Below are 22,048 nucleotides of genomic sequence, written 5' to 3'. Positions count from 1 at the left end.
CACCGTGGACGCAACCCACCACCGGTTCGGGAGTTGTCTAGCGTCGGACGAACTCGACCGTCTCGGTCTCTATCCGGACGCCGCGAGCCTTGAAGCCCGCAGCCGCGATGGCCTTCCCGAGCGAGTTGTGGGACGAGTACCAGTACGGCAGGTGCTTGCGGGCGGACGGCGCCAGCGTGTCGCCGAGGATGTCTTCGATATCGCCGAAGGTCATCGACACCGCATCGGTGTCCAGCGCCGCCAGGTACGCGGTGAGCGGCTGATACTTGCCGGTCGGTTCGGAGTCCGACTCCGAGCCGAGGGGCGCCGTCTGGCCGAGCATCTCCGCGACCTCAGACGGTATACGTATCGCATGTAACGGTCCGGGACCGTGGTACAGCGGCGTCAGCATCGGCGTCACCGACGGCGGCAGCAGCTTCGAAGACTGCAGGTCGGCAGTGATCCGTGCAGTGGGCCGGGTGATGCCGCGCAGCATCCGGTCGTCCTGGTAGCCGCACACGGCATAGATCTCGTCGCGTCCAATCGTGCCTCCCTCGGCCGCCGCGGTGGTGATCACGTCAGCGAGGTCACGTCGCCCCTCGGCGAGTAGACGCTGGAGCAGCATGTCGAGCGCTTCGGCCGTCCACAGACCGACTTCGTCGATGTCCGAACGCCTGATGTCCGCGTCCCTGGCGGACTCGGGGCTGACCTCGACGTCGAGGGCCGGGGAGCGATCGAGCAGATCGCTGGGACGCATCAGGTGCAGGCGCTGGCCGGTCCGGTCGAAAAACTCCTTCGTCATCTCCTGGCGCGGGCCGATGAGGTCCTGGCCGCGACGCCACCACCAGTCCTCCTTCTCGTCGTTGGTGACGATGATCAGGTCCATCTGGCGCGTCTTGGCCTCATGACTGGCTTGCGTGTACACAAGGAAGTCGCCAGCGGCGCCCTCCGGGTACTGATCGCCTTTCTCCGCATCCAGGTACCCAGGTGGCACGAGACCGTCCACGCGCTCCTTGCCCTCGTCGATCAACGCCTGCCAGGTCTCCTCGGCGGGACGCCGCAACACCCTGCCGGCCAGCAGGTCCGACAGCCTGCTCAGCACGGGATCTTCATCTGCGGACGTCGAGGGATGCACCCGGTCCGGTGTCGCACGATCGATTGCCTCCTGCAGGCGCTGGTACACCGCATTGACCTCGCTCTGCAGGCGCTGCACCTCGGCGTCGTCTATGGCCAGGTGCTTGGACCATGTCTCCAACGCGCGCACCGTGCCGGCGCGGCTCTTGTCGAAGGCGGCGCGGGCCTCGCCGGTCGCCTGATCGGGATTGCCGATCGCCTTGAGCCGGTTGCGGTGGAACTCGCGCATCGCTTGGTGGGGCACGACGAGGCGCTCACCAAGCTTCTCGAAGATCTTCAGAAGGTCCGCCGTCGTCCGGGCATTGTATCGGTAGAGGTTAAGCAGCACGTTGGCATCGACTGCGACCAACGCGCTCGTCAACGCCTCACGCGACTCGGCTTCGCTTACGACGCGGTAGCCCTCGAACCCGTCGAACAACCCCGTCATCGGGAGCCTCCTCATCATGGGGGCTCCATTATGGCGGAGGCGTCCGCAATAGAGCTCACGGCCCCGAGCATCTGCCTTCATCCCGGCACGTCCATCGGCGAGTCGCGCGTGCACGCCACACCTGTCGCATTAGTCGGGTGTACGCGGTGCGGTTCGGCTACCTGGCGAAGCGCGAGCTTCCGGACCAGAAACAACTCCAGCGCTGGTCAAAGAGACCTACCAGGCAAGCTCGATCTCTAACAGCACGCCGCTGCGCCCCTCGCCGGATCCGACTTCCCAGCATGGAGAAGGGCGGCCGTCGCACCCCGCCCGGGGTGATCGGGGTGCTCCGTGGGTGCTCGGGCGTCGGGGAACTGGCCCAGACGGACTGGACTGAGCCGGATTCTCGACTCTACTTCTGAGTTGAATGCATATTGATGAACGCCGCACTAATACCGCACCTGCAATAACGCATTCGGATCGGGGCGGACGGGGCTAGACTTGACTGGATAATTTGGTTTACACATTGGAGCATGTGACTACGGATCAGAAGGTTAGGGGTTCGAGTCCCTTCGGGCGCACAAGATCAAAAGGGGTCTGACCTGCCGAAATGGCGGTCGGGCCCCTTTGCTTTTCCGTCCCTTGTGGATGGTTGGGTGCTCGGTGGGTGCTCGTGCGACGAGCATCCTTCGCGTCCGGCCCTGTCCCTCCGGCGGCTGTCCTGTCCGAGTGAGTTCTGATTCGACCGCTAGCGAGTCGAGGGACCGAGAGCTCAGGACCACCAGGCCGTTGTGCAACGAACCCATACCGCCCAGCAGCGGATCAAGGGGGCGGCCAGCGGTGGAGGTGCTCGCCCTGCTCGCCGGCTTCGTCGACCAGCGAGCGGGACGGACGATCGCTGGGGCCGGCCGGGCCCCGCGCAGATTGCCACGGCCATCAACCTGTATCTGCCGACCGTCGCGGGGCTTCAACCGCGGCGCGGCTGACCTCGATGAGCACCCTGGCCCTCACGCGCCACCTCTCGGCGCCGCCGCCCGGTGAACGCGGTCTGCAAGCGTGCCCCGGCGATTCCCCGCACGGTCGGCGTTGACCGGGCCAACGCCGGAGCGCGCCGGTCCATCCCCCTCCATCCCGTCGTTCGGCTGGCGTCTCACCCCGAGGCCGGTTTGTTCATGGAGCATACAATCATTGGCGCTCCGTCCCTGCTGCCGTCGCGGCCCCCGACGGAGCGTCGGTGCCGAACAAGCCCGCTTGAACAGTGCAAACATTAGGTGAACGTGCTCTTGACCACTCGCTGGGAGTGCGCTAAAAATGTACGACTGTTGACCAAACCTCGGTGCATGGGAAGGCTTGACGATGAGAATTAGGACCGCAGCTGTGGCAGCCTTCGCCGCCGCCGCTGTACTTCTCGCCGGATGTCAGAGCAGCAACCCGGCCACGGAGGTCAGCGGGAGCGCGTACCCGGGTGATCTGACCAACGGCAAGCGGCTCACCATCTACGTGGCCGGGTTGGCCGACCCGAGCAGCGGCTTCTTCCGCGTCCTCAACAACGGTGCCCAGCAGGCCGGCAAGGACCTCGGCGTCGACGTCAAGTACGTGTACCCGGCGAGTGTCGACCTTGCCTCCTACACACAGAAGATCCAGGAGGCGCTCGCCACGAAGCCGGACGGCATCCTCTTCCTGGGCATTGGCGACCTCGACGCGGTCGCCAAGCAGGCAACGGCGCAGGGCGTCGCGGTGGCGTTCAACCCAGCCCCTCCGGTCAAGGATTAGCCCTTGCGGGCAGCGGACGACGTCTACGTCTCGCGGGTCGGCGCGGACGAGTACGCTGCGGGCTCCGCAGCCGCACAACGCTTTGTCGACAAGGGTGCCAAGTCCGTCATCTGCGTTCAGGAGACCGTCGGCGACGGCACCCAGACCCAGCGTTGTCAGGGCGTCTCCGACGTGGCCCGCCAGGCCGGTATCGCCTACGCCCATGTGGCCGGCGAGCCGGACCCGGGCAAGACCGCCACCATCACCGAGGCTTACCTACGCGCTCACCCGAACGTGGACGCGATGGTGGCCACCGGACAGCCGGCCACCGCAGGCATCGTGGCGGCGAAGACCGCCGTCGGCCGGCCGGTGCAGACCGCGGGCTTCGACGTCAGTCCCGACATCGTCAGCATGATCCAGAAGGGCGACCTCGACTTCACGATGGACCAGCAGGGCTGGTGGCGCGGCTACATGTCGGTGCTGGAGCTGGTGCACTACGTCCGGTATCGACTCGTGCAGTCGAACTACTTCCTCACCGGCCCGGCGATCGTGGACAAGACCAACGCCGACTCGGTGGCCGGTCTCGTCAGCGCCGGCGTCCGCTGAGGCAGGGAGCCGACCGTGGTAACCAAATCTGAGAGCCGGTCACCGCTCACCGCAGGTACCTCGACCGTCAGGCGAGACGCCCACCGGCGGGTGCCGCTGCTGAACCGCATCTTGCAGCGTCCCGAACTCGCCTCACTGGGCGGCCTCCTGGGGGCCTTCGTCTGCTTCGCGCTGATCGTGCCCGACCTGTTCCTGTCGCATTCCAACGGCGTGAACGTGACCAGCCTCGCGGCGCAGTACGGAATTGTCGCGATCGGGGTGACCATCCTCATGATCGGCGGTCACTTCGACCTCTCCGTCGGCACCATCGTGGGGCTCACCGGCTGGGCGATGTACTTCTTCGGCAACGAGTTGGGCCTCCCGCCAATCCTGACCATCGTCTGTGCGCTCGCCTTCGGGGCGGCGCTCGGCGCCCTGAACGGGGTCATCCAGGTGACCACCGGCCTACCCTCGTTCATTGTGACGCTCGCCACCGCGCTGGTGTTCCGGGGCGTACTCACCATGCAGACGAGTGGCTTCCCGGTGGTGGTCCGGTTTCCCGAGACGTACGCCAACGTGCTCGCCGGCCCGAATCTGTTCGGCTTCCGCATGTCGCTGCTGTGGTTCCTCGTGCTGGCGGTGCTGGCGACGGTGTTCCTTCTGCGCACCAGGGCGGGAAACTGGACGTTCGCGATCGGGCAGAACAGCACCAGTGCACGGAATCTGGGCGTGCCGGTCGCCCGAACCACGATCGGACTCTTCTCCATCTCCGGCTTCACCGCAGCGGTCGCCGGGGTCATCATGGCGGTGCAGTACTTCTCCATCGACGCTAACCGGGGCGTGGGCTGGGAGCTCATCACGATCGCCGTCGCCGTCATCGGAGGGACCCTGCTCACCGGCGGCTACGGCAGCGTTCTCGGGACCGTCCTCGGCGCGTTCATGTACGCCATGGTCAGTGCCGGGCTGCTCCTGGTCGGGCTCCAGGGCTACTGGGTGAACATCTTCGTCGGCATCGTGGTGCTGGCCGCCGTGCTGCTCAACCGGCTCTTCCTGAAGCGTTTCGTGATGACCCCGAACCGGCAGTCTGCCGGGAAGGAACCAGGGGAGGAGGGGGCCCGATGACAACTCCGCCGGTCATGGCACTAAGCAACGTCACCATGCAGTTCCAGACGGTTGTTGCGTTGCGCGACGTGAACCTCTCGGCGCACGCCGGGCAGGTACTGGCCCTGCTGGGCGACAACGGCGCGGGCAAGAGCACCCTCATCAAGGTGCTTTCCGGCGTGCACCGGCCCACCTCAGGCACCGTCGAGGTGGACGGGAATCCGGTGGTGCTGCGAAGCGCCCATGACGCCCGTGCCCGCGGCATCTCCACAGTGTTCCAGGATCTCGCCGTCTGCGATCTGATGTCGATCTCCCGCAACATGGTGCTCGGTAACGAACCGACCAAGGGGTTCGGGCCGTTCCGGGTCTTCGACAGCCGTCGCGCGGACCAGATCACCGCAGAGGCCCTGGCCACGCTCGGCGTCGACATCCGGCGCCGGCTCAGCGACCCGGCGGCTACCTTGTCGGGCGGCCAGAAGCAGGCCGTGGCCATCGCCCGCGCCATCGCGTACGGATCCCGTTGCCTGATCCTGGACGAGCCGACCGCAGCGCTGGCGGTCCGGCAGACCGAACAAGTGCTCGACCAGGTCCGGGCGGCTCGGGACGCCGGCCAAGCGGTCATTCTGATCATGCACAACCTGCAACAGGCCCTCTCCGTCGCGGACCGGGTTCTGGTGCTGGCCCGCGGTCGGGTGATGGGGGAGTTCGATAGGGGGACGGCCGACATTGACGAGATTACGTCCCTGGTAGCGAAGGGCTGACGGGTGACATGGTGAGCGAGCTCATTCATCTCGCGGCCGGCGAATGCACCGCTGTCCTCGACCCGGACCAGGGCGGCCGGCTCGCCTCGTTCAGCATCGCCGGGCACGAACTGCTGGTGCCACACGGTGCGGACATCTTCCACTGGGGAAGCTTCGTGCTTGCCCCGTGGGCCGGCCGGCTCCGCGACGGGCTACTGACCTTCGATGGCGAGCAGCACAAACTTCCCGCCAACGAAGCTCCGCACGCGTTGCACGGGCTGGTCACCGATCGCGCCTGGCGGGTCGAGGACGATGGGCGGCTGAGCCTTGACCTTGCCCCACCGTGGCCCTGGCAAGGTCGCGTCAGCCAGACCGCGACCTTGCACCCGGACCGGTTTGAGTTTGCCATCGAAGTTCACTCCGAGCAGCGGATGCCCGTTGACGTCGGTTGGCACCCGTGGTTCAACCGCTACCTGGTGGGGCCCGACGGGAGCCGGTCAGCGGAGGTGGAGTTGGATGTCGCGCCGGCGCTGATGTACGCCGACGCGGCGGACCGGGTGCCCGACGGCCGGTTGGTGCCCCCGGTACCCCGCCCGTGGGACTACTGCTTCGTGGACCTGGCCGCGCCGCCCGTACTGCGCTGGCCCGACCTGCTGGAGCTGGAAGTGCGATCAGAGTGTCCATACTGGGTGCTCTACGACATGGAGGAGGAGGGTGTGTGCGTCGAGCCGTGGACCGGTCCGCCCAACTCGCTGAACCTGCCGAACCCCACCACCGTCGGTCCCGGGCGGCCGCTGCGCGCGACGATGTCCTGGGCTTGGCGATGGCTGTCCTGATGACACTGGAGGAGGCGGGGGCCCGATGACACCGGCGGAGGCGGGGGCGAACCGGCCGGTGCCAACCCTGGTGTCACCCGCGATGGCGGTTGAGGCCAACCGTGCCCGCGTATTGCAGGCGCTCTACGACATCGGGCCGCTGTCCCGGGCCGATCTGGCCCGGCTCACCGGTGCCACCCGGGCCACCATTGGCACCATCGTGTTGCCGCTGCTTGAGCGGGGGCTACTGGTCGAGCGGGAGCCCGCCCCGGTCGCCGCCGGCGGCGGCAAGCCGGCCCGGCCGCTGTTCTTCTCCCCGACCAGTTGGCCGATCGGGGCGGTGCACCTACGTCCCGGACGTATCGACACGGCGCTGGTCAGTGCGGGCGGCAATGTCCTGGCCACGGCACAGGAGCAGTTCCCGGCCCGGACGCGGGACGCCGGTAGCGTGGTGGACGCTGTGGTCCGGGCGCTGGACGCGGTGCTGCCGCAGGAGCGCGGCGATCTGGTCGGCGTGGGTATTGCGGTCGGCGGCATGGTCGACAGCGACGCGGGAAGCATAGTCGCCATCAACCTCGCCCCCGGGTTGGCCGGGCTGCCGCTGGGCCCGCTGGTGTCGGACCGGATCGGGCTGCCGGTCTTCCTGGACCTGCATCCTCGGGCCCAGGCGCTGGGGGACCGCTGGTTTGGCCAGGGGCGTGGCGTCGCCTCGTTCGCGTCGATCTACACGGGCGAGGCGATCGGCGTCGGCATGGTGCTGGACGGTGCCATTCACCGTGGACCGAAGGGCTCCGGCGGCGAGATCGGGCACACCATCGTGCATGCCGGCGGGCAGCAGTGCCGGTGCGGCCGACGCGGGTGCTGGGAGACCATCGCCACCCACCGGTGGCTGCGCAGCGAGGCAGGGCAGCTCGGACTGCCAGCGGCCCGGACCATGACCACCGGCCCGCTGGCTCGTCTCGCTGCGAAGGGGCACCCCGGGGCAGACGAGCTGTTCGAAAGATACGCGTACAACCTCGCCATCGGCATCGCGAACCTGCAACAGATCCTCGCACCGGGCCTGTTCATACTGCACGGTGACGCGGTTTTCGGGGGCGAGGCGTTCCGAAGCGCCATCGAGCGCAACGTCCGCGCCGCACTGCCGCCGCATCCCGGCGGGGAGCCGCGCATCGCCTTTTCCGAACTTCAGGACCGCGCGACCCTGCTCGGCGGGGCCGGCCTGGTTCTTTCCCACTCGCTGCAACTGGCCGTCTGACTACACGAGGAGATACCCATGGGCGTCCTGGACACGTTCCGGCTCGACAACAAGGTGGCGCTGGTGACCGGGGGCAGCCGGGGCATCGGTGCTGCGCTCGCCGTCGCGCTCGCCGAGGCCGGGGCGGACGTCGCGATCACCGCCCGGGAGCCCGGCCGGGCCGAGCGGGCGCTGGCCCACCTGACTTCCCTCGGCGTACGGGCGATGGCGCTCGACACGGACGTCACCAAACCGGAGCAGGTGACCGCGGCGGTGGACCGGATCACCGACCAACTCGGCCCGATCGACGTGCTGGTCAACAACGCCGGAATCAGCTTCGGTGCGACCGCAGTCGAGATGACCGGCGAGCAGTGGCAGGCCGTACTCGATGTGAACCTGAACGGCGTGTGGCACGTTGCGCAGTCCGTCGGCCGGCAGATGGTCGCCCGTGGCTCCGGCACGATCGTCAACGTCGGTTCGATGTCCGCGATGATCGTCAACCGGCCTCGCTGGCAGGCCCCCTATCTCGCGTCCAAGGCGGCGGTGCACCAACTCACCAAGGCGCTTGCCGCCGAGTGGGCGCCGCACGGGGTGCGGGTGAACGCGCTCGCGCCCGGCTACATCCTTACGGAGGCGTCTCCGGTCGACCAACCAGAATACCAGCCCTGGTGCGTGGATCCGGCGGCGATGAAGCGGTACGGGCTGCCCGAGGAACTCGGCCCTGCGGTCGTCTTCCTGGCGAGCAACGCGTCCAGCTTCATGACCGGTTCAATCGTGGTCATCGACGGCGGCTACACCCTCTTCTGACGGCGGCCCAGCCTCGTTCTTGGCGGTTTGGAAGCACTCCCCGATCGCCCACCGGGTGCCGGCGACGTCGCCGCACCTGCGGCGCTTCCACGCCGGCGCCGGCGTGGGCGACCACCTCCCGGCCGAGCATGCCGGCCCAGAACCGCGCGAGGCGAGCCGTGTCGTGCGCATCGAAGGTGACCGCCAGCAGCCACTAGACCATCGCCCCACCGTAGACACGGCGCAGTGGGGCGACAAGGCGATCTGCCGGGCCCGGACGCGTCACGTGGGTGGCGCGGCGCGGCTGTGCCTGACCAGCGCGACAGGCAGGAGTGAGTGAAAGGCGGGTGCCCCAGGGAGGCACCCGCCTTCACATCAGCCCTGACCCTGCTGGATCAGGAGCGCTCCCCGGTCAGCAGGGGCCCTGCGGGTCCCAGGGGCCCCACTGCCCGCTGTTGGCCGGGTTGTCGCCCTGCGTCCACCACTTGGCCCGGTAGCGGTGTCCCTCGTGCGAGACCTGCTGGCCGCCGGTGTAGACGGTCGTCGGGTTCCACGCCGGGGCGGAGCAGGCGCCGGAGGTGGGGGACGTCGATACCGTGGGCGACGCGGATGCCGTGGGCGACGGAGTGACCGCGCCGCGGGCGTGGTCGGCCGTCAGGGCGTAGGTCTGGCCGCCGAAGCTGAGCGTGAAGTTCGACGGGCCGGCGATCGGCAGGCTGTAGTTGAGGGTGACCTCGGCGAACGAGCCTGGTGCGATGGCCGACGGCACGTTGAGCCGTACCCGGTGGAAGTCGCCCTTCAGTCCGCCGACGTTGCTGCCGGTGTGGCCGGTGGACACCACGGACAGCGCCCACCCGGACTGCTGCCCGAGCGTGCCGGGTGCGGAGGTGGGGTAGTCGAACTCGAGCTGGGCGCCGGCGGGGATGGTGGTACCCGAGTTGTTGGTCAGGCGCAGTTCGGGGTTGATCGGGTAGTTGTTGTCGCCGAGCGCGAAGCCGCCCATTGTCGCCGCGACGTTCAGCGTCTGGGTCGGCATGGCGATCTTCGCCTTCCGCTCCCCGTACGGGCTGGCGGTCTGGAACTTGTCGTAGACCAGGTTGGTCATGGTGTTGCCCATGTAGTACTCGCCGCGCTGGGCGTTCCACGCGTAGTCGCCGGCCAGCTCCCAGATCATGATGCCGCCGAGTCCCTTGGCCACGACGTAGTCCGCCTTCGAGGCGATCGACTGTTCGTCCTCCGTGGACAGGTAGACCTGCTTCTGGGAGTTCCACAGCCACGGCGCGACCAGGCTGGACGAGTAGTGGCGGGTGTAGCTGCCGGTCAGCACATCGGTCGGGTCGGTCTGCGGGGTCAGCCCGTACGCCTCCAGGTAGCTGCCGCTGCGGCCGTCCTGGAGGTTCTTCGCGTGCCACATCGGGTTGGCTCCGCCCGCCACCTCGGCGCCGTTCTCCAAGTCGTGCCAGACGTTGTCGATGCCGATCGCGCCGTTGCCGCACGGGGTGGTCGATCCGACCGACCCTCCTGTTCCGGCGGGACACTTGGTCTGGTCGGGCAGCGCGGCCCGGCCCCACAGTCCGTTGGTGCCGCCGGTCACGCCCCGCCAGCCGCGCGTGTAGTACGGCACGCCGATGTTGATCCGGCCGGACTGCATCGCGCCCCGGAAATAGTGGTACGCCCAGTCGGTGTTGAGGTATCCGATGTTCTGGTACGCCCCGTACACGCCGCCGGCGGCGAGTTCGGCGTCCTGCCCGTCGTCGTAGAGGGCGGCGTTCGGGCCGACGAAGTGGTTCCAGGCCCCGTGCAGGTCGTAGCTCATGATGTTGACGTAGTCCAGGTACTGCAACGTCTGGTACGACTCCATGCCGCGCAGCAGCCAGCCGGAGGCGGGCGCGGCGACGGTGACCATGTAGTACTTGCCGTCGGCCGCCGCGGCGGCGTCGAGCTTCTCCCGCAGGGTCCGCATGAGCACCTGGTAGGAGGCGTTCAGGCCAGCCCGCTTGGCGTCGGCCTGGGCGAAGTCCAGCGGGTGGCCGGCCTTGTTGTTCGACGTCGGGTACTCGTAGTCGATGTCCACGCCGTCGAGGCCGTACGTGCGCAGGAAGGTGACCACCGAGTCGGCGAACGTGTTGATGCCGGCGGTGTTGACGGTGTTGCTGCCGGTCGTGGTCATCCGGTAGAAGCCCCCGGAGTCGATCCGGGCGCCGTTGGCGTCGATGTAGCCGCCGGTCTCGGCCCAGCCGCCCACGCTGACCAGCGTCTTCACCTGCGGGTGCTGCTTCTTGAACTTGTTGAGCAGGTTGAAGTGGCCGGTGTAGGAGTACTCCGGATCCATCTCCGCGCCAGACACGCCGGGCCAGGTCATGTTGGTGGCCGGGTTGTTGGGCGCGGTGGGCGAGCCGATGGAGATCTTGTTCGCCGGGTCAACGTGGGCGAACGCGTAGTTGATGTGAGTGATCTTGTCCCACGGGATCTGGTTCGCCAGGTACGCCGGCGCGCCGTTCTTGCCAGTGCGCCAGCTCGTGAAGTAGCCGATGATCCGTCGCTTGTGGTCGGCGCCCATGACCTCGCGGCCATCGGTGTCGTAGACGTCGCAGTAGGGCGTGGTGACGCCGGGCGTCTGGTAGAGCCCGTCCGGTCGGCACTGCGCGTGGTCCACCGCGGCGGAACTCGCCTGACCTGCCAGTGCCACGACCGCCGGCACCATCAGCAGGCTGGCGGCGGCCGTGGCGATGAGATGCGGTAGTCGCCTCCGTCGCATGGGGATGCCCCTCCCATATTCAGTAAACAAAGTTAACAATAATGCAGACGAATATATGCCGACATCGATGCCGGCACAAGGGGTGGGTCTCTGTTGCGTCGGCCGAAAGCATGATCGATTTCAGATTGCCTGGCGTGGGCTGCGTGGCCGGTGTGGTCGTCGTCCCGTGCCCGGTCCTGCTCCCCGCCGACGTCGGCGTTCGTCGGGTTCCGGTTCCCGCCTGAGGTGATCGTGCTGGCGGTCCGTTGGTATCTGCGGTTCAACCTCTCGTACCGGGATGTGGAGGAGTCGCTGGTCGAGCGCGGTGTCGAGGTGGATCACGTCACGGTCTACCGGTGGGTGCAGCGGTTCACCCCACTGCTGGCCGATGCCGCCCGGTTCGCTCGTCACTCACGCCGCGGCTGCCGACCCGGCGCTGCTTCCCGGTCTCGGCCAGGCGATCCGCAGCCGGGTCTCGCCGGCGTTCTCCCGACGCAGCTCGCTGGCATGCCGCCGCTTGGCCCTGTCGTTCATCGGACGCCATCGTGGCAGACCATTGACGGGAGCCTCACTCTAATGAAAATATCGTGTCTCTATCCAAATAGCGGAGTCACGCAACCGCACGTTCCCCCGATGAGAAAGGCAACTCGATGAACCGTCCCGCCTGGTCTGTGTTGGGAACTCTCGTCCTCGCCGTCGGCACCCTCGGCACTGCCGGGCCCGCGTCCGCTGCGCCCGGCGAGGCCGGCTCCGTCGTGCGGCCCGCTCCGGCAGCCGATGCCGGGGCGGCGCGGCTGGCCAGCGCGCCGCTCGGCCCGTTCAAGGTGGTCAACTCGCACAGCAGCAAGTGCCTGACCATCGCCGGCGGCAGCACCATCGACAACGTGGTGGCCGTGCAGTACAACTGCGACTCGCACCTGTCCCGACAGTGGCTGCTGTCCGACGTCACCGGCACCGGCGTCTACCAGATCGTCAACGTCAACAGCGGCAAGTGCCTGACCATCGCTGGCGGCAGCACCGCCACCGACGCCTCGGCGGTGCAATACCCCTGCGACACCGACCCGTCCCGGCGCTGGACCTTCCGGGACGTGACCGGAATGGGCGATTACCACATCGTCAACGTGAACAGCGGCAAGTGTCTGACCGTCAACGGGGCGAGCACCGCCAACAACGTGACCATCCTGCAGTTCCCCTGCAACACCACCGCGCCGTACAACGAGCGGTGGTATCTCACCGCCGTCTGAGGCACCACCGCTTCCGGTCAGACCCGGGTGCCGGCGCGGGCGCCCGGGTCAGTCCTGCTGCCCGCTGATGTTGACCATCCAGCTGATCCCGTACCGGTCCACGCAGGCGCCGTGCTCGTCACCCCGGGACCGCTTCAGCCGTAGTCATGCTGGCCATCCTGATGGGCTACGCCAAGGGCGATCGCTGAACTGCGCGAGCACCTGGTGTCGGGTTCGGCTTGGAGTGCAGAGGTAGGTACGGCTGCAGATGCAGACCGTCCATGCCGATGAGCGAGAACCCGATCATGCCACCAGCGAAGTGCTTGCCCCTCACGTGGCGTCATGCCACATAGTCGGTGGCGTGGAGGAGCACCTGACCGTGGGGCGTGTTGCGGAGCTGACCGGCGTCAGCGTCCGCACGCTGCATCACTATGACGAGATCGGCCTCCTGGAGCCGTCCACGCGGACCGCGGCTGGGCACCGGGCCTACTCCGCCGGCGATGTGGAGCGGCTTCGGGAGGTGCTCGCCTACCGGCGGCTCGGCTTCGGATTGCGGGAGATCGCGGATCTGGTTGACGATCCGGCCACCGACGCAGTCGCGCACCTGTGCCGGCTGCGTGGCCTGCTGATGGACCAGCGCGACCGCGCTGCTGCCATGGTGACGGCCATAGACAGGGAGCTGGGGGCACGAGCAATGGGGGTCAGGACGACGCCCGAGGAGCAGCTGAGAGTGTTCGGCGCGCAGTTGTACGACGCAATCGGATCTGCTTACCCGGCGACGCGGCGCACCGAGCCGCGGATCGCCGCGCGCATCTGGGATGCGCTGGGGGACGCACGAACGGTGCTGAACGTCGGGGCTGGCACCGGTTCCTACGAGCCCCCCGACCGTGAGGTCACGGCGGTGGAACCGTCGGCGGTCATGCGGGCGCAGCGTCCCGTGGGCGCGGCGCCGTGCGTGGCCGCCGGTGCGGAGAGTCTGCCGTTCGAGGACCAGTCTTTTGACGCCGCGATGGCGGTCAGCACCGTCCATCACTGGCCGGACCCGGTCGCCGGGCTGCGTGAGATGCGGCGTGTGGCCCGCCGCGTGGTGGTGTTCACGTACGACGCCGAGGACACCGGCTGGCGTCAGCGGTTCTGGCTCACCCGCGACTACCTACCTGAATTCGCGGACCTTCTCGTCGGCTGGCCGTCCCTGGCCGACCTGACCCGCGCGATCGGAGGACGCGCGGAGCCGGTGCTCGTCCCCTGGGACTGCGCTGACGGCTTCTTCGAGGCGCACTGGCGCCGGCCTGAGGCATACCTGGACGAACGTGTACGCCGCGCGGTTTCGGTATGGACCAGAGTCGGACCGCAGGCCGAGCAACGGGCAGTCAGCACACTCCGCAAGGACCTTTCCTCAGGTCGGTGGACCGAGCGCAACCGTGACCTCGTCGCCCTCGACACCGCAGAGCTCGGCCTTCGCCTGCTCGTAGCCTGAACCACCGTGCGCGAGGACGCCATCAAGCAGCTGACCTACCGCGATCAGTATGTTGCCGGGGTGAACGCGGGCGATGCGGAGCACCAGGGCGCTCCGGGCGGGGTCAGGTTTCCGACTCATCGATGGCCGGCACGGACTGCCGGCCGACACGGGCCGGCGGTCGCCGTCGGTAGACACGGCTGATCCACCGCCGCCCATCGACCCCGAATCGACCAGGACCGCGCCTACCCTGCCGGAACGCGGCACACCCCGGCTCGGTCGACCGAGCGCCGATGATTTTCCCGGCCCGGGACCAATCGACGGGGCTGGTTCGACACTTCGGAAAATCAGGCGTACGTCAGTTCCTGGACAGCACGCGGGGCTTCCTGTGCGACGCCGTCACTCGCTAGGGTTCGGGGGCCGCGAGCGCCTACCTTTCGGTCGCGCCGTGCGGAATTCCCACGTCATCCCGCATCCCACAACCCGAATGGAGTGGTATGGGGTCGGCACTGCTTGTCCCGATTCACCTTGATGCACTGCATCTCACCGGAGATCTCGCGGTCACCGAGGGGGCGGCAGATTTCTCAAGACTGCCGTATTTCGACGGAACTCGCGACGTCAATCCCGAGGTCGCCTACCTGAGCGAATCGATTGTCGCGACGCCGTTCCATGACCAGAACCTCATTCTCAAGGCCGGTGTGCACCTGCACTGGGCGCTGCCGGACGCCTTGACGAAGGGGGGACACACGGCGGACGGCACTGCCTTCCCTGCCGTGCCAACCCGCTGGCTGGTGACTCGCAGCAGGCTTGCCGCCAGCGGAGACAGCGTGGTCGAGCGGCGATGGGTGGTGGAGAGCGACTACCTGCACCCAGCCGGTGAGGGAGCACTGTCGGGCGCCATAGCCTTCCCTGTGCCTGCCCATCTGGACGATTCCGAAATCCATCCGTTCCGGTTCCTGGGGCGGTCCATGCCGCTGGCCCAGTGGCTCGATCCGGACCGCGACGCCGGGCGGGCGCCAGAATATCTCGACAAGCTGACCGCAGCCGGATACGGGCACCCCGCCTTTGCCGCCATCTATCCGAACTGCCACAGCGTGTTCGGTTTTCACGACCCCGAACCGGGACCACTCGGCCCGGATCTGCAGTATGACGTGATCGGCTGGTACCGGGCTTCCGGTAACGACTGCGTCGGGCGACTGGTCCGCCAACTCGCCACCGAACTCGAACTGGCCTCGCCGGCTACGGTCGCGCCCGGCCCGCTGCTCGAGAGACTGGCCGAGGAATACGGCTGGACCCCCCGGGTCACCGTTACCAGGGACCAATTGCGTGCAATATCCACGGATCCCGATCCGCTCTGGCGGGAGCTGCTGGCCCGGGACTGGCTGGCACCGGTGGACGGCCGGACGGCGCTGGCCACGGTCGCCAGCTGGCGCGCGGGACGGTTGCTGAGCACGCCGTTCCAGGACGCGGCGGAGCGGGTCGGGCAACTGCTGGACGACGCCGCCGCCACCGCGCTCGGCAACACCCCGCCCGAGCGGGTCGCCTGTCACGCCCGGTTGCGGTTCGCCCCGGCCAACGCCACCGAGGCTCCCGGCCTGACCCTGGCGGTCGGCAACAGCGGCGCCGAGGCGCTCGCCGCGTACCTGGCGGACGCGGACACGGCCGGACCGGACCAGGCCGCCGCCGTCGAGCGGCAGCTCGCCGCGGTGCTGGAGCTGACCGGGGCGCAGCAGCGGATGCTGGACACCAACGCGAAGCTCGCCGAGGCGTACCACGAACGGACCTTCCGGCCGGTCGACGGCGAGTCCCGCTGGACGGTCAGCTCGCAGCTCGCGGCCGGCGCCGCCGACGCCACGGCCGAGCAGGATCTCGCCGACCTGCCGCCGGACATCTCCGCCGCACTCGCCGAGCTGAACCACCTCCAGGACGCGTACGACCGGACCCGGCAGCGGATCGACTCGACCCGCCGTCAGATCTTCTCCGACTGGTACAAGTACCTGCTGTGCAGCTACCCGCCGCACGACGAGGTGGACGACTACCCGGACGCCGACACGGTCCGGGTGCTGATCGAGTCGGACCTCGCGACGCTGGACGAGCAGGTGATCGCCGCCGCCCGGCTCGACCAGCAGCGGCACCGGGCCGCCGAACAGATCCGCCGGAGCCTGGCCGAGCGGGCCACCGGCACGGACCGGGCCGGCTACACGCTGCGCAAGGTGGCCGGCCCGCGCTACTACCAGCCCAACGAACCGGTGCTGCTGCTGGCCGGGGACGCGGTACGCCCCTCCACCCGCTACGGCCAGGACCACCGGTTGCGGCCGGACGACATGCTCGACGCCCGCCTGCTGCCCGAGGTGGACTTCGCCGAACCGGAGGCGCTCTGGCAGGCCGTCGACGCGGTGTGGCGGGAACTCGCCGGTGCGGTGTCCGCCGGGCGCGAGACGGTCGGCTTCGCGCTCTGGCGGCGGCAGCCCTGGCATCCGGTGCTGCTGGACTGGGAGGTGGAGTTCTTCCCCCGGGCCGAGCAGGTCAACCGCGACGGCGCGTACGACCCGGACTACGTCAACACCAACTACCGCCTGGACGGCGGCTCGGTCGAGCTGGCCCTGCGCGACGACCGCCAGCACCTCGCGGTCGGCGCCCGGTTCTACAGCGGCAGCAGCATCCTCACCTCGTTCGCCGCCGAGCAGATGCGCACGGTCATCGGCCGGTACCTGGTCGACCTGGTGCTGCACCGCGATCACGAGCAGTTCTTCGCCACGGTGCAGATCGCCGAGGAGGACCGGACCGCCGACTTCCTACTCCAGGACATCGACCAGGTGGTCACCTGGTACGCCCAGCGGTACCGCCCGGACGGGCCGGACGACCCGGTCGCCAACGTGGTGGCCGCGTACCGGCGGCTCGGCCCCGACTTCGCCGCGCTGTCGCAGGCGCTGAGCGGGTTCAACGAGGCGCTGCTGGCCCACCGGCAGACCATGCAGCTACCGGTCGCCGACCCGCTGGCCTTCGCCGACGACGCGGACTTCACCCGCCGGGTACGGGCGGCGGTGCAGCGCGGCAACCACAGCGCGCCGATGCCGATGGACGACTTCAACCCGATCCGGGCCGGCGCGCTACAGATCAGCCGACTGCGCCTGGTGGACAGCTTCGGGCAGGTACGCGACCTCACCTGGGACCGGCTGGTTCGGCCGGAGCCGCTGGCCGAGCCGGACAACACCACCTGGATCGGCCTGCCGCCCCGGCTGGTCCAGCCGGCCCGGCTGAACCTGCGCTGGCTGGCCGCCGACGCCGACCACGTCGAGGCCGGCGCGCACGCGGTCAGTACCCCGATCTGCGGCTGGATCCTGCCCAACCATCTCGACGACAGCCTGATGTTCTACGACCGGAGCGGCGCGGCCCTGGGGCAGGTGGACCAGTCCGCGAGCTGGGAGCCGGCGCCGGGCGCGACCGCCCCGGTGAGCTCCGCCCAGGTCCACGACCCGGCCTTCGCCGGAATGAACCCGCACCTGCGCCGGGTCGCCGCCCAGCTCACCCGGGCGCCGGGCGCGTCGGACACCGGGCAGACCGGCTTCCTGGCGAAGTTCCTGGACGTGATCGAGTCGGCGCTGGACACCGTCACGCCGGAGAACGCCGCCCAGCAACAGGGCCTCGGGCTGCTGTTCGGTCGCCCGGTCGCGGTGGTCCGGGCGAGGGTGAACCTGGAGCTGTGCGGGCTACCGGCGGTCAGCCAGAGCTGGCCCTCCTTCGACCAGGATCTGCGCCGGGGTACCCGGGACTCGCAGGGTTTCACCCGGGTCCGGTTCCCGGTCCGAATCGGAGCCCGGGACCAGTTCGACGACGGCCTGCTGGGCTTCTGGAAGGAGACCGGGGACGGGTACGCCGACAACACGTTCTACGCCGCGCTGGACGAGCCGTCCGACCACGCCCGGATCGTGCCGTACGACAGCCCGGCGGCCCTCGTCGGGCAGGCGATCGACGACCCGCCCGAGGACCTGACCCTGCTGGTCGATCCCCGGGGCAAGGTGCATGCGAGCAGCGGCGTACTGCCCACCAAGGTGATCGACATCCCGCCGGACCAGTTCACCGCCGCCCTGGCCGCGATCGAGGTCACCTTCCTGACCGCGCCGCTGATCACCCCGCGTGACCAGGTCCGGATCTCGCTCGGCGAGGAGCCGGGGTACCGCTGGTCCTGGCTGGCGCCGGAGCCGGCGCCGAACGGGCCGGTGTGGATCGAGACCGAGGCCGACGCCACCATCACCCGGACCGCCTTCCTGGCGCACTTCCCCACCGCGGCGGCGTTGTGGACCCAACTGCTCGACCCGCGGACCCGGTGGCTGGTGCCGGCCGGCGCGGGCGGTGCGACCGTGCTGGCGCCGGCGCAGCGCAAGAGCAGCACCCTGCCCGGTGACCTCGCCGGCCTGGAGCACTGGGCCGACGAGGTACTCGGCATCGACCCGGCGACCGGTGCGGCACCGGCCGCCCCGGTCACCCTGGCCCGGCTCAGCGCGGCGCTGCCGCCGGCGGCGGACGTCTGGGCCTACCTGGTCCGGCCGGAGACCGGTTGGCTGACGCCGCTGGACGGCGAACCGATCCGGGCCAGGATCGTGCCGGCCGACCAGCGACCGGGCGCGGTGGTGGACGCCCCGGACGGGGACCGGGCCACGCCGCCGGACCTGGACGGACCGTTCGCGGGGCTCGCCGCCCGGATCGGGCTGATCTTCGACCTGTACCAGTCGGGCATCGCCGCGATGCGCGCCGATGCCCTGTTCACCGGCCCCCAGGAGATCCGGGAAGGCTGGCTCACCCTCCGCCCAGCGCGGGCGCGCAGCGACGATGCGAGGACACGATGACCGCTCTGGACCGCGGGCTGGCCCTGCACCTGACCCTCACCCAGGACGACAAGCGCACGGTCGTCGACAGCTCCGGCAACGGCAACAACGGTACGGCCCGGGGCAAGTCGCAGCCGGTGGATGATCCGACCCTGGGCCGGTGCTACCTGTTCAACGGGACCACCGACTACGTGGAGATCCCGCCGTTGGGTCGTACCGACGCGGTGACCGTCCAGCTGTGGGTCCGCGCCGACGCGCTGGACCGGAACCGCACGGTGCTCGCCTGCGCCGACTGGCCGACCGGCAACCTGTTGATCGAGTTCGTCGGCACCAGGTTGAAGGTGAACCTGACCGGAGGCGAGCCGGGGGACCAGGTCTTCGGGTACGCGTTCACGACGAACCGCTGGTACCACCTGGCGGTCACCTACAGCCGCCGGGACCAGCGGATCTCCCTGTACGTCGACGGCAAGCTCACCGAGAGCCGGCAGTACGGGAAGACGGCCGAGGTGAACCTGACCGGCGCGTGGATCGGCGGCCGGAAGACCGACGCCTACTTCCAGGGCCGGATCGGTTCGCTGCGGATCTACCGGCGGGCGCTGACCGAGGACCAGATCCGCCAGCTCATGCAGATCGACCTGGCGAAACTCGTACTGCACCTGCCGCTGGACGAACTGCGCGACAACGCGGCGGTGGACGCCGCCGGCTCCACCCTCGCCGCCCGCGCGACCGGCACCCCCTCGACCGTGCTCGACGAGGTCTTCGGGCGTTCCCTGCGGTTCGACGGAACGAATGAGATGCTGACCATGCCCGACGCCGAGGCGCTGCGGCTCGGCACGTACACCGTCTCGATCTGGCTCAAGCCGGACGGCCCGCCCCCCAGGCTCTGGCAGGGGATCGTCGGCAAGCCCGGCCGCAACTTCAACATCTGGCTGAACAGCGCCGGTCACATCCACCACCGGTTCAATGCCGGCGGCAACTGGAACACCGGCGCCCCGGACACCCCGCCGGGCAGCATCGCCTGGAACGCGTGGAACCACGTCGCGATCACCAACGACGGTACGACCGCGAGCACGTACATCAACGGCGTGCTCGCCTCGACCGGACCGACCGGTGGCGCCCCGGTGGTCAACAACGCCCCGCTGCTGCTCGCCGGCGACCTCGACGGTGCGGCGTCCGGCCAGCGGTTCAAGGGCAGCCTGGCCCACCTGCGGATCTTCCGGGCGGCGCTGCCCGCCGAGGCGATCCAGCGCGGCATGGCCGTGGACCAGGCCGCCGTCACCTCCGTCCGGCGCAGCCACCCGCTCGTCTTCGACCTGCTCGACGGCGACGACGAGACGGTACTGCCGATCGACAGCGACCCGGCCGGCCACCAACTCTTCCTGGAGATCACCAACAGCGCCGACCAGCCGGTCCTGCTGGATCCGATCACCACCGCGCCGACCGCGACCAACCACCACCTCGCGCTGCGGTTCCGGGCCGGCACGCTGGCCGCGCCCTGCCTCGATCCGGCCAAGCCGCACCAACTGGTCCGGGTCGCCGCCGACGGGTGGCAGATCAGCAAGCCGGTCTCCGAGAGCCAGACCGTGGTCTTCTACCTGGCCAGCACCAAGGGCCGCACCCTGGAGCAGGGCCGGACCTGGCACCTCACCCTCGAACACGCGATCGCGGACGTGGCCGGGGGCACCCGCGCCACCCGGGTGGAGTTGCACTACCGACAGTTGCGGTACGCCGGCCAGACCACCGCGTTGGAGGGCCACCGCCGACGCATCCTGAAGGTCGTCAACCGGCTCGGCAAGCCGGAGATCCCGCTGCACGCCGGCTTCACCGGTGGCAACTCCGTGCTCAACGACAGCCGCTCCGAGTCGATGCTGGTGCTGCACGTGGCCAACCTCGCCGCCGACGGGCCGATCCCGCTCGCCCCGCGCGAGACCAGCCAGAGCCCGACCCGGTTGCGCATCGCCTTCGACCACGAGCCGACCACCCGGGCCACCCTGGACCGGCCGTGGGCGCTGGGCACCGGAAGCGACCTGAAGGACGTCGACATCCCGGCGAACGCCGCGGTACGCGCGGGCTGGCAGGTGGAACGGTCCTCGGTCGAGGGCGAGGCGACCGAGCTGGTCCTGACCCCGATCAGCAAGACCAGCCTGGACCTGCGGGAGATCGTGGAGATCCCGCTGGCCCGGATCCGCTCCTCCCTGCCCTCCGGGCCGGCCAACCTCTACCTGCGCTACGAGAACGTTCCCGGCTACCAGGACGGCCAGTTCATCTGCCCGGTGGTCAAGGGCCCGCTGGTGGCCAACGGGTCGTATGTCGGCGTGGGCGCCAGCAGCCCGGCCGCCCCGCTGCACGTGCAGGAGGCGACCGGCACCGGGCACGGCCCGAACAGCGGTTCGTTGCTGATCGACCACGACAACGGCGGAGGCGCCAGCAGCATCGTGTTCCGCAGCCGGGTCAACCGGGGCAGCGACTACGGCTTCATTCAGTACCAGGACGCCGCGGCGACCGGCGGCGTCGGCGAGAGCGCCCGGCTGATCGTCGGGACCAGCAACGACCCGGACGACCACGTGATCCTGCAACCGGCCGGCAACGTCGGGGTCGGCGCCCCGAACCCGAAGGCCAAGCTGCACGTCGACGGCGACTACTACGGGCGGGGCCACCTCTACCTGTACGCCTTCGAGGGCGACGGCCGCGACGGTACGACGTTCGTGCAGGCCCGGGACGACTCGGGCCGGACGTCTCTGGGCATGCGCCTGCGCACCCAGAACCAGGGCAGGATCGTCGACGCGATCCACATGAACCCGGACGGCAACATGGCGCTCGGGCACGCCGACCCGCGTTCCCGGCTGACCGTGCACGGCTCGACGAACATCAGCGCGGACGGCGCACCGGTCGGCCTGATGACGATGCTGTTCAACGGCCGGATGAACGACGGCGAGAGCCGCACCCACCAGCTCTACAACCTGACCAACCACTGCACGTCGTGGCTGGAGCTGACCGTGCTGATACACGACACCAACTCGAACACCCACCGGCTGCTGACCCGGGTCGAGTACGTCGCGTACCGGGAGTGGACCGAGGCTCCGAAGGTCGAGGTGCTGGCCCAGCCGTACCGCAAGACCGGCGCGCGGAGCATCTACAACGCCGGCGTCGCCGTCGTCGGCAACGACATCCAGGCCCAGGTCAGCCAGAGCGGCTTCGCCACCAACAGCGTCTACAAGGTGCTCGCCCGCTACCTGATCGGCAAGTCGTGAGCCGCGTGGGACACCGGAGGGGG

At 69.1% G+C, this 22,048-nt stretch carries 13 protein-coding genes and 2 pseudogenes; 11 read left to right on the top strand and 4 right to left on the bottom strand.

The genetic code is table 11. The features are described 5' to 3' along the window. Positions 1–37 precede the first annotated feature (37 nt). Positions 38–1,540 carry a PIN-like domain-containing protein gene (locus ACFYZF_RS28755; protein ID WP_387026006.1) on the bottom strand — a complete coding sequence of 501 codons (1,503 nt, stop codon included), beginning with the start codon at positions 1,538–1,540 and terminating at the stop codon, positions 38–40. A gap of 1,335 nt (positions 1,541–2,875) precedes the next feature. Between ACFYZF_RS28755 and ACFYZF_RS28750 the strand changes: the two are divergent. From ACFYZF_RS28750 to ACFYZF_RS28725, 6 genes and pseudogenes are all read left to right on the top strand, one after another. After that, positions 2,876–3,877, top strand: a pseudogene (locus ACFYZF_RS28750) (substrate-binding domain-containing protein). Between the two features lie 15 nt (positions 3,878–3,892). Next, positions 3,893–4,978, top strand: coding sequence for an ABC transporter permease (locus tag ACFYZF_RS28745; protein ID WP_387026004.1), 1,086 nt, complete (start codon positions 3,893–3,895; stop codon positions 4,976–4,978). Positions 4,979–5,013: 35 nt separating this feature from the next. Further along, on the top strand, positions 5,014–5,718 hold the full coding sequence (locus tag ACFYZF_RS28740) for an ATP-binding cassette domain-containing protein (protein ID WP_387026002.1): 705 nt from the start codon (positions 5,014–5,016) through the stop codon (positions 5,716–5,718). Positions 5,719–5,729: 11 nt separating this feature from the next. Beyond that, on the top strand, positions 5,730–6,533 hold the full coding sequence (locus ACFYZF_RS28735) for an aldose 1-epimerase (RefSeq protein ID WP_387026000.1): 804 nt from the start codon (positions 5,730–5,732) through the stop codon (positions 6,531–6,533). A gap of 25 nt (positions 6,534–6,558) precedes the next feature. Continuing rightward, positions 6,559–7,767: an ROK family protein gene (locus ACFYZF_RS28730; protein WP_387025998.1), complete on the top strand. Its 1,209-nt coding sequence runs from the start codon at positions 6,559–6,561 to the stop codon at positions 7,765–7,767. Between the two features lie 18 nt (positions 7,768–7,785). After that, complete coding sequence (locus tag ACFYZF_RS28725; RefSeq protein WP_387025996.1) at positions 7,786–8,553, top strand: SDR family NAD(P)-dependent oxidoreductase; 768 nt, start codon at positions 7,786–7,788, stop codon at positions 8,551–8,553. Here ACFYZF_RS28725 and ACFYZF_RS28720 read toward each other — a convergent pair. Beyond that, positions 8,525–8,740 (bottom strand): VOC family protein, encoded by a 216-nt coding sequence (locus ACFYZF_RS28720; protein ID WP_387026035.1) that lies wholly within the window; start codon positions 8,738–8,740, stop codon positions 8,525–8,527. The two genes, ACFYZF_RS28725 and ACFYZF_RS28720, sit on opposite strands and share 29 nt — an antisense overlap. Before the next feature lie 204 nt (positions 8,741–8,944). Further along, positions 8,945–11,290 carry a chitinase C-terminal domain-containing protein gene (locus tag ACFYZF_RS28715; RefSeq protein ID WP_387025994.1) on the bottom strand — a complete coding sequence of 782 codons (2,346 nt, stop codon included), beginning with the start codon at positions 11,288–11,290 and terminating at the stop codon, positions 8,945–8,947. A gap of 150 nt (positions 11,291–11,440) precedes the next feature. Here ACFYZF_RS28715 and ACFYZF_RS28710 point away from each other — a divergent pair. Next, positions 11,441–11,680 (top strand): annotated as a pseudogene (locus ACFYZF_RS28710) (hypothetical protein); the annotation flags it as partial. On the opposite strand, the gene ACFYZF_RS28705 reads toward ACFYZF_RS28710, so the two are convergent. Further along, the gene (locus ACFYZF_RS28705) at positions 11,681–11,803 is read right to left on the bottom strand and encodes a hypothetical protein (protein ID WP_387026037.1); all 123 of its coding nucleotides are present in this window, start codon (positions 11,801–11,803) and stop codon (positions 11,681–11,683) included. It lies immediately after the preceding pseudogene. Positions 11,804–11,919: 116 nt separating this feature from the next. On the opposite strand from ACFYZF_RS28705, the gene ACFYZF_RS28700 reads away from it, so the two are divergent. From ACFYZF_RS28700 to ACFYZF_RS28685, 4 genes are all read left to right on the top strand, one after another. Continuing rightward, positions 11,920–12,513, top strand: coding sequence for an RICIN domain-containing protein (locus ACFYZF_RS28700; RefSeq protein ID WP_387025993.1), 594 nt, complete (start codon positions 11,920–11,922; stop codon positions 12,511–12,513). Positions 12,514–12,853: 340 nt separating this feature from the next. Continuing rightward, positions 12,854–13,969 (top strand): MerR family DNA-binding transcriptional regulator, encoded by a 1,116-nt coding sequence (locus ACFYZF_RS28695; protein ID WP_387025991.1) that lies wholly within the window; start codon positions 12,854–12,856, stop codon positions 13,967–13,969. A gap of 947 nt (positions 13,970–14,916) precedes the next feature. After that, on the top strand, positions 14,917–18,795 hold the full coding sequence (locus ACFYZF_RS28690; protein WP_387025989.1) for a hypothetical protein: 3,879 nt from the start codon (positions 14,917–14,919) through the stop codon (positions 18,793–18,795). Further along, positions 18,792–22,025, top strand: coding sequence for a LamG domain-containing protein (locus ACFYZF_RS28685; protein WP_387025987.1), 3,234 nt, complete (start codon positions 18,792–18,794; stop codon positions 22,023–22,025). The genes ACFYZF_RS28690 and ACFYZF_RS28685 overlap by 4 nt, the downstream gene beginning before the upstream one ends. The last annotated feature ends 23 nt before the right edge of the window (positions 22,026–22,048 follow it).

The sequence above is a fragment of the Micromonospora sp. NPDC001898 genome (assembly GCF_042891255.1).
GTDB lineage: Bacteria > Actinomycetota > Actinomycetes > Mycobacteriales > Micromonosporaceae > Micromonospora.
Note: the sequence above shows the minus strand (reverse complement) of the source record. Positions and strands in the feature narration are given on the sequence as shown.